The organism is Pseudoduganella namucuonensis, assembly GCF_900116645.1.
GTDB lineage: Bacteria > Pseudomonadota > Gammaproteobacteria > Burkholderiales > Burkholderiaceae_D > Rugamonas > Rugamonas namucuonensis.
Genome location: NZ_FPBO01000080.1, coordinates 1 through 7365, shown reverse-complemented (window position 1 = coordinate 7365; position 7365 = coordinate 1). Strand labels below are relative to the sequence as shown.

The 7365-nt window shown below is 64.7% G+C and carries 20 protein-coding genes; 11 read left to right on the top strand and 9 right to left on the bottom strand.

What is annotated here, in order from left to right; genetic code table 11:
* The 10 genes from BM436_RS37440 to BM436_RS38420 form a co-directional block, all read left to right on the top strand.
* A partial coding sequence (locus BM436_RS37440; RefSeq protein WP_371859714.1) for a hypothetical protein occupies window positions 1–369 on the top strand: 369 nt, incomplete at its 5' end.
* A 3-nt stretch (window positions 370–372) separates the two neighbouring features.
* Entirely contained in the window at window positions 373–1053 is a 681-nt protein-coding gene (locus BM436_RS35430) for a hypothetical protein (protein ID WP_093561627.1), read from the top strand.
* A 1-nt stretch (window position 1054) separates the two neighbouring features.
* Window positions 1055–2620 carry a pectate lyase family protein gene (locus tag BM436_RS36810; protein WP_143133503.1) on the top strand — a complete coding sequence of 522 codons (1566 nt, stop codon included), beginning with the start codon at window positions 1055–1057 and terminating at the stop codon, window positions 2618–2620.
* A complete protein-coding gene (locus BM436_RS35425) occupies window positions 2599–3192 on the top strand; it encodes a lytic transglycosylase domain-containing protein (protein WP_177307837.1) in 594 nt (197 codons plus the stop codon). The genes BM436_RS36810 and BM436_RS35425 overlap by 22 nt, the downstream gene beginning before the upstream one ends.
* Window positions 3189–3437, top strand: coding sequence for a hypothetical protein (locus BM436_RS35420; protein ID WP_093561625.1), 249 nt, complete (start codon window positions 3189–3191; stop codon window positions 3435–3437). The genes BM436_RS35425 and BM436_RS35420 overlap by 4 nt, the downstream gene beginning before the upstream one ends.
* Before the next feature lie 2 nt (window positions 3438–3439).
* Window positions 3440–3748, top strand: coding sequence for a hypothetical protein (locus BM436_RS35415; RefSeq protein ID WP_093561624.1), 309 nt, complete (start codon window positions 3440–3442; stop codon window positions 3746–3748).
* A gap of 5 nt (window positions 3749–3753) precedes the next feature.
* Complete coding sequence (locus BM436_RS37435) at window positions 3754–3927, top strand: hypothetical protein (RefSeq protein WP_177307831.1); 174 nt, start codon at window positions 3754–3756, stop codon at window positions 3925–3927.
* A gap of 9 nt (window positions 3928–3936) precedes the next feature.
* The gene (locus tag BM436_RS35410; RefSeq protein ID WP_093561623.1) at window positions 3937–4143 is read left to right on the top strand and encodes a hypothetical protein; all 207 of its coding nucleotides are present in this window, start codon (window positions 3937–3939) and stop codon (window positions 4141–4143) included.
* A complete protein-coding gene (locus BM436_RS37430; protein ID WP_177307835.1) occupies window positions 4143–4313 on the top strand; it encodes an LPP leucine zipper domain-containing protein in 171 nt (56 codons plus the stop codon). The genes BM436_RS35410 and BM436_RS37430 overlap by 1 nt, the downstream gene beginning before the upstream one ends.
* Window position 4314: 1 nt before the next feature.
* Window positions 4315–4437 (top strand): hypothetical protein, encoded by a 123-nt coding sequence (locus BM436_RS38420; protein WP_259741461.1) that lies wholly within the window; start codon window positions 4315–4317, stop codon window positions 4435–4437.
* Here BM436_RS38420 and BM436_RS35405 read toward each other — a convergent pair.
* Window positions 4434–4733 (bottom strand): hypothetical protein, encoded by a 300-nt coding sequence (locus tag BM436_RS35405; RefSeq protein WP_143133502.1) that lies wholly within the window; start codon window positions 4731–4733, stop codon window positions 4434–4436. The two genes, BM436_RS38420 and BM436_RS35405, sit on opposite strands and share 4 nt — an antisense overlap.
* 221 nt (window positions 4734–4954) lie before the next feature.
* Here BM436_RS35405 and BM436_RS35400 point away from each other — a divergent pair, with 221 nt between their 5' ends.
* Window positions 4955–5308: a hypothetical protein gene (locus BM436_RS35400; protein WP_143133501.1), complete on the top strand. Its 354-nt coding sequence runs from the start codon at window positions 4955–4957 to the stop codon at window positions 5306–5308.
* On the opposite strand, the gene BM436_RS38415 is transcribed toward BM436_RS35400, so the two are convergent.
* The 8 genes from BM436_RS38415 to BM436_RS37415 form a co-directional block, all read right to left on the bottom strand.
* On the bottom strand, window positions 5305–5427 hold the full coding sequence (locus BM436_RS38415; protein WP_259741460.1) for a hypothetical protein: 123 nt from the start codon (window positions 5425–5427) through the stop codon (window positions 5305–5307). The two genes, BM436_RS35400 and BM436_RS38415, sit on opposite strands and share 4 nt — an antisense overlap.
* Before the next feature lie 2 nt (window positions 5428–5429).
* Complete coding sequence (locus tag BM436_RS37425; RefSeq protein ID WP_177307833.1) at window positions 5430–5600, bottom strand: LPP leucine zipper domain-containing protein; 171 nt, start codon at window positions 5598–5600, stop codon at window positions 5430–5432.
* Window positions 5600–5794 carry a hypothetical protein gene (locus BM436_RS35395; RefSeq protein ID WP_093561620.1) on the bottom strand — a complete coding sequence of 65 codons (195 nt, stop codon included), beginning with the start codon at window positions 5792–5794 and terminating at the stop codon, window positions 5600–5602. Before BM436_RS35395 ends, BM436_RS37425 begins: the two co-directional genes overlap by 1 nt.
* Window positions 5795–5803: 9 nt before the next feature.
* Window positions 5804–5977 (bottom strand): hypothetical protein, encoded by a 174-nt coding sequence (locus BM436_RS37420; RefSeq protein ID WP_177307831.1) that lies wholly within the window; start codon window positions 5975–5977, stop codon window positions 5804–5806.
* Between the two features lie 5 nt (window positions 5978–5982).
* Window positions 5983–6291, bottom strand: coding sequence for a hypothetical protein (locus tag BM436_RS35390; RefSeq protein WP_093561619.1), 309 nt, complete (start codon window positions 6289–6291; stop codon window positions 5983–5985).
* A 2-nt stretch (window positions 6292–6293) separates the two neighbouring features.
* Entirely contained in the window at window positions 6294–6542 is a 249-nt protein-coding gene (locus BM436_RS35385; protein WP_093561618.1) for a hypothetical protein, read from the bottom strand.
* On the bottom strand, window positions 6539–7132 hold the full coding sequence (locus BM436_RS35380; protein WP_177307829.1) for a lytic transglycosylase domain-containing protein: 594 nt from the start codon (window positions 7130–7132) through the stop codon (window positions 6539–6541). Before BM436_RS35380 ends, BM436_RS35385 begins: the two co-directional genes overlap by 4 nt.
* The coding region (locus tag BM436_RS37415) for a hypothetical protein (RefSeq protein WP_218165001.1) at window positions 7111–7365 on the bottom strand (255 nt) is incomplete at its 5' end. The genes BM436_RS35380 and BM436_RS37415, both read right to left, overlap by 22 nt.

Here is a 7365-nt window from a genome sequence, read left to right as displayed (position 1 = left end):
GCCAGCGCCGCCGCCGCGCTCCAGGCCCAGGCCCAGGCGCTGGCGATGGCGAACGCCGCCAGCGACTCCGCGTTCAGGTTCGGCGACAGCACGGTGAGCAAGGCGTTTGACTTCGCGGACGCGATCACGCAAGGCGCCGCCGAGCAGACGGCCGCCAGCGGCTCGCGCGCGGACGCCATCGTCAAGAGCGCGATGGAATCGGCCATGGATGCCTACGGCGATGCCGGCGGCAAGGTGGCCGAGGCCTACAAGAACACGTCCGCCACGCTGGCGGACGCCTACACGAACAGCAAGGCGGGCGAGCAAAAGGTGTTGGTGGGCGTGAGCCTGCTCATCGCCGGCCTCGTCGCCATGCGCGCAATGAGGTAGCCCATGGCCTACTACACGATCAATCTCAAGGCGAACAAGGCGTATAGCCAGCGCGCCATCGGCCGCGTGCTGCTGATCGACTCCATCGGCGTATCGCCAGGTGTCGATGTCGCCCTGGTGGTCAATGACGCCGAGCAGCGGACCATTCCAGGCCGGCGCGGCGGTTTCAAGTATGTCGCGGCCTTCACAGAAGTGATTTTCAAATCGCCGGTCGATTGCGTGCTGGCCGTGTTCCTGACCATGAACGAGGTGGACCTGGGCTATGTGGACGGCGTGCAAGTCGAGGTGACGGGTAACGTCGGCATCACGAACACCGCGCTGAACCCTGTGCCGGTGGATGTGTTGGGGGCCACGATGACGGCGACCAACGTCGGCATCAACAACGACAACGCGAACGCGATCCCGGTGCAGCGCCAGGCGCTGTCCGTGATCGGCGCCGAAGTGTCGGTGGCCGTGGGCGTCGCGGCGGTATCGGCGTCCAACGATGCGACCCTGAAGCGCATCTGGTTCCGCAATACGAACGCAGTCGCACAGATCGCGCTGGGCGCCTCGGGCGTCACGATGGATAGCCCGATCATCCTGGGACCGGGCGATATCTATTTCGAAGAGGATGGCGCGGGCGCGCACTGGTACGCCATTTCGGACACCGCCGGCTCTACGCTGGTCACACTGGGAATGAAATAACATGAGCGGAATGTTCTCAACCGGCGCGCTGGCCGCCATCAAGGCGATCCTCGCCGCTTCGACCGGAGCGGCGGGCATCGGCTACGCAAACGACGGCACGCCCGTCACCATGGAGCAGGGGCTTGACCTGCTGTATCGCGGCATCGCGGACGTGCGCAATGAGGCCTATGCCGGCGGCGCCGTGGGCGATGGCGTGGCCGACGATGCACCAGCGTTCCAGGCCGCTTTCGATAGCGGGCGGATCGTCATGGCGCGCGACGGCACATATCTGTTGGCGTCGCCGATCAACGTCACGCTGAACAACGCCGTGTTGATGGGCGGTGGGCGAAGGACCGTCATCAAGTCGTCAAGCGCAACGGCGGATGTCTTCCTGATTGGCGATGGCGTGGCCGAGATATCGGGCGTGGATTTTTCGAACTTCCGCGTGTGGGCCTCTGTCACGAAGACGGCGGGCTATGTGTTCAACTGCCGCAAGACGACGGATAGCCGTTTCGTGAGCATCGGCGCGGGAAACATTGATGACTACGTGGCCGCCGGCAGCACCCATAAGTTGTGGGACGGCTACTACTTCGACCGCTTCAGCCAGGTCGTGGTGTCTGGTGGTGAAATCGTGGTGGAAAACGACGGCATCAAGGCGCGCGGCAACGCGGACCAGTCGTTTGGTGCCGAACTGAGCATCCTGGGCGGCCTGCGCATCTTCAAGGCGGGCGGCAAGGCCGTCCACCTGGGCGGCGCGACGGGCGGCGTCTACCTGGGGCGCATGGACATCAGCGAGTGCTATCGCGGGCTGTACTGCGATGACACACTACAGGCGGGCATCTACAACCGCGAGGTGTTCCTGTCGTCCGAACTGACCATCGACATGTGCACCGGCTGGGGCATCAACATTGAAAGCAACGGGCTCGCTACGCTGGAGTCGCCCGGAGCGTGGATTTCGGGCTGCGGCAACAGCACGACCAGCGAAGGCGGCATCCGCGTCGCCCCGACGACGGGCGTGAGCGTGTCCGCGAAGTGGGGCGCTCTGCGCGTGCAAAGTTGCTACTACGACGGCATGCAGCTGAACTCGGGCGCGCACGCGCTGGCGGCGCCATTCATCCGCAGCAACGGCACCGGGGCGGCGGGCGGCCATGGCATCCTGATCGCGGCCGGCGTTTCGGGATTCGCGATGACGGGCGGCATCCTGCACGACAACGGCAAGGCGGCGCGCGGCTACGGTATCGAGATTGGCGCGGGCGCCGACAACTACAGTATCCAGGGCGCTGTGCTGTTCAGCAATGTCCAGGGCCAAATCAACAATCTGCCAGGCGCGGCGCCGAGTCGGATCGTGCGGGCCAACACCGGCTATGTCTCCGAGAACGGCGGCCAGGCGACGATCACGACCGGCAACACCACCGTCACGGTGACGCATGGATGCAGCACGGCGCCGAACTATCCGGTAGTGAGTCCGGTGGGCGCGCTGGGCGTCGCATGGGGCGTCCAGAACATCAACGCGACCACCTTCCAGATTGTGATCGCGTCGGCGCTGGGTGCGAATCAGGTGTTCCAGTGGTCCGTAAACAATCACTGATCCTGCTGGGCGCGGCCGGCGCGGCGCTGCTGCTGTTGCAGCGCCACGCCGCGACCAGCGGTGATGGATCGGTAACAGCCGGCGACGACGAATCGAATTTTATTGAGGACGGATACGACACCATGACCAGCTTATTCAACAGCCTGCCCGCCAGCGCCGCGCCGTACCAGGCGAACATCGAAGACGCGGCCGACACCTACGGCGTGCCGGTGGCGATTCTCGCCTGGCTGCTGTGGAAGGAGTCCCGCTACAACCCGGCCATCATCAACGGCACCAAGCGCTCGCGCGTCGGCGCCATGGGCATTGCGCAGTTCATGCCGGCCACCGCGCGCGAGGAACTGGGCAGCGAGGCCGCCGCGCTGGACCCGTCCATTGCCATCCCCGGCGCCGCGCGCTACCTGGCCCGCCTGTACAAGGCGACCGGCGAATGGCGCGGCGCGCTGGCCGCCTACAACTGGGGCATCGGCAACGTGCAGCGCAAGGGCCTGGCCGCCGCGCCGGCCGAAACGCGCGACTACTACAGCACCATCCTGAGCAAGGCCGGGATGAGCGAGGAGGGCGGTTTCGCATGAACGCCAACGACATCAAGGACCTGATGCTGGGCGCCGCGCTGGTGGGGCTGGGCTACATGCTGTGGCGCCACCTGGAGAAGAGGCGCCAGGAGGCGCAGGACGCCCGCGAGGCCGCGACCGTGCCGGAGGAGGTCAAGCAGTACGGCGATCCGGGCTATGTGTACCAGTTCCCGCAAACGCTGGAAGAGTTGATGAGCGGTGCGGTGGGCAGCGGCCTGACCATGCCCATCGTGATCGGGCGCTAACCATGCTGATGACGAACAAATACCTCCTGATCGGCGCGGCGGCTGCGGCCCTGGCCGTGCTGCTGATCGTAAAAAAAAAGGGTGCGGCTGCGGCTGTGGGCCAGGACCTGGGCAGGGCGGCGGCCGATGTGGCGGTGGGCGTGGTGCAGGGCGCGACTGAGGGCGTGGTCTACGGCGTGGGCGATGCCATGGGCATCCCGCGCACGAACATGACCGAGTGCGAGCGGGCCATCGCCGAGGGCCGCACCTTGGACGCGTCGTTCGCCTGCCCGGCCAGCGACTTCCTGAGCTACATGAACCCGTTCAAGTGACCGATATGGACATCAAAAAAATCATCCCGACCGGACCCGAAGTGCTGCGCGAGGCGCTGATCGTCCTGGGCGGCATCCTGATCGCGGCATGGGTACTGAGCCAGTTCCCGGCGCTGCGCAAATTCGTCACCGACAGCAGCATCACGGTGAAAGACACCAACGGCAACAGCCTTTACTAAGGGACCACCATGAACATCCTCAAGCGGCTCAAGGAGCCCAGCACTCAAGCCGGCCTGTCGTCGCTGGCAACCCTGGCCGTGCTGTTCGGCGTGCCGGTCACGCTGACGCAAGCCATCCTGCAAGGCGTCGGCGCGCTGACGGCAATCGCGGCCATCGTGATCCCGGAGACGGTCGCGCCGCCGGCCGCGCCGCCGGCCGGCGGCGAGGTGCTGTGATGGACTTGCTGACGAATATCTTTACCGGCCTGGCCGCCGTTGGTGTTGTGTACGGCGGCATCCGCGCCGACCTGAAGCACCTGACCGAAGGAATCAAGGCGGCCAAAAGCGAGGCCCAGCGCGCGCACCAGCGCATCGACAACCACATTGAAAACCACGGACGGGCATGACATGAATGATCTGATCAAAAACAACTGGATGATCCTGCTGGCGGCCGGCGCGGCCTACTGGTACTGGCGCACGAACAACCCAACGCAGATCCTGAACAACCGCTATCCGATGGCGTACCGCTAAAGGATGGCGTGCAGTGCCAGGCGCGCGTGCCATGGGCGACCAGGGCGCGCCGTCAGCGCTTCGAAGTCGCCGTGTAGCTTGGCGGTGCGCACCTTGCCGGCCACGTCGTACCGCTGGACGTAAAGAGCGTAGGCGCGCTCGTGTAGGTGGGCCGGGGATATGGCGGCAACCCAGTCGAACAGATCATCGTTGGTGACAACCACGTCGCCGAACAGGTCTACCGGGGGCTGGCGCAACTCATGAGAACCATACTCACGCGCGGCTTTGGGCTTGCGTCTAGGATTGGTCTGTTTCATGAGGGATATAATGCGGGGTGTTGCGGCGGGGCATTTCGAAGAAAAGCGAGGTGTTTCGTTGCTTTTGGGATAATTTAGCCGTTTGACATAATATAAATTATGCGAAGTGCAGCCTCAGTTTGAATTCTCTCCAAAATACACCTATAGCTCTTTTCTCAGGTTTGAAAGTCACCGGGCCGCGATATGTTGAATCGCGGCCCTTTTTATTGTGCGGAGGAAAAATGCGTTACCCGAATCTTCGGTATGGGAGCCCTGCGGAACTGCGGTACTACATCATGGGCCACGGCGACGACATCAAGGCCGTAGCACGCATGCTGCGCCGTGACGAGCGCACCGTGCGCCGCTGGGTCAACGAGCAACAGCGCGTGCCTTGGTGGGTGCCGGAAATCCTGCGGCTCAAGCGCATGGAGTCCGCTGAGCGCCACCGCCAGATGTTTGGGCATCCCGGGCGCCACGGCCTGGCCGTCGTCACCGACGAGGCCCAGCTTGAACTACGGCGCCCGCGCGTGACAAAGCCGCCCAGCCTCACCGAATTGCGGCTGGACGACTTCGACACCGATGCGCGCACCGGCTAGCGGTACGCCATCGGATAGCGGTCGTTCAGGATGGCCGTGGGATTGGTCTTGCGGTAGTACATGTAGGCCGCGCCCACCGCCAGCAGGATCATCCAGTTGTTTTTGATCAGATCATTCATGTTCATGCCCGTCCGTGTTTTTCAATGTGGTTGTCGATGCGCTGATGCGCGCGCCGGGCCTCGCTTTGGGCCGCCTTGATGCCTTCGGTCAGGTGTTTCAGGTCGGCGCGGATGCCGCCGTACACAACACCAACGGCGGCCAGCCCGGTAAAGATATTCGTCAGCAGGTCCATCACAGCACCTCGTCGCCGGCCGGCGGCGTGGTCGCCTCGGGGATGACGATTGCGGCCAGCGCCGTCAGCGCGCCGATGCCTTGCAGGATGGCTTGCGTCAGCGTCACCGGCACGCCGAACAGGACGGCCAGGGTCGCCAGCGACGACAGGCCGGCTTGAGTGCTTGGCTCCTTGAGCCGCTTGAGGATATTCATGGTGGTCCCTTAGTAAAGGCTGTTGCCGTTGGTGTCTTTCACCGTGATGCTGCTGTCGGTGACGAATTTGCGCAGCGCCGGGAACTGGCTCAGTACCCATGCCGCGATCAGGATGCCGCCCAGGACGATCAGCGCCTCGCGCAGCACTTCGGGTCCGGTCGGGATGATTTTTTTGATGTCCATATCGGTCACTTGAACGGGTTCATGTAGCTCAGGAAGTCGCTGGCCGGGCAGGCGAACGACGCGTCCCGGGTGCGGCCCTCGGCGATTGCCCGCTCGCACTCGGTCATGTTCGTGCGCGGGATGCCCATGGCATCGCCCACGCCGTAGACCACGCCCTCAGTCGCGCCCTGGACCACGCCCACCGCCACATCGGCCGCCGCCCTGCCGAGGTCCTGGCCCACAGCCGCAGCCGCACCCTTTTTTTTTACGATCAGCAGCACGGCCAGGGCCGCAGCCGCGGCGCCGATCAGGAGGTATTTGTTCGTCATCAGCATGGTTAGCGCCCGATCACGATGGGCATGGTCAGGCCGCTGCCGACCGCACCGTTCATCAGTTCTTCCAGCGTTTGCGGGAACTGGTACACATAGCCCGGGTCGCCGTACTGCTTGACTTCCTCCGGTACGGTCGCGGCCTCGCGGGCGTCCTGTGCTTCCTGGCGCCTCTTCTCCAGGTGGCGCCACAGCATGTATCCCAGGCCGACCAGGGCGGCGCCCAGCATCAGGTCCTTGATGTCGTTGGCGTTCATGCGAAACCGCCCTCCTCGCTCATCCCGGCCTTGCTCAGGATGGTGCTGTAGTAGTCGCGCGTTTCGGCCGGCGCGGCGGCCAGGCCCTTGCGCTGCACGTTGCCGATGCCCCAGTTGTAGGCGGCCAGCGCGCCGCGCCATTCGCCGGTCGCCTTGTACAGGCGGGCCAGGTAGCGCGCGGCGCCGGGGATGGCAATGGACGGGTCCAGCGCGGCGGCCTCGCTGCCCAGTTCCTCGCGCGCGGTGGCCGGCATGAACTGGGCAATGCCCATGGCGCCGACGCGCGAGCGCTTGGCGCCGTTGATGATGGCCGGGTTGTAGCGGGACTCCTTCCACAGCAGCCAGGCGAGGATCGCCACCGGCACGCCGTAGGTGTCGGCCGCGTCTTCGATGTTCGCCTGGTACGGCGCGGCGCTGGCGGGCAGGCTGTTGAATAAGCTGGTCATGGTGTCGTATCCGTCCTCAATAAAATTCGATTCGTCGTCGCCGGCTGTTACCGATCCATCACCGCTGGTCGCGGCGTGGCGCTGCAACAGCAGCAGCGCCGCGCCGGCCGCGCCCAGCAGGATCAGTGATTGTTTATGGACCACTGGAACACCTGATTCGCACCCAGCGCCGACGCGATCACAATCTGGAAGGTGGTCGCGTTTATGTTCTGGACGCCCCATGCGACGCCCAGCGCGCCCACCGGACTCACTACCGGATAGTTCGGCGCCGTGCTGCATCCGTGCGTCACCGTGACGGTGGTGTTGCCGGTCGTGATCGTCGCCTGGCCGCCGTTCTCGGAGACATAGCCGGTGTTGGCCCGCACGATCCGACTCGG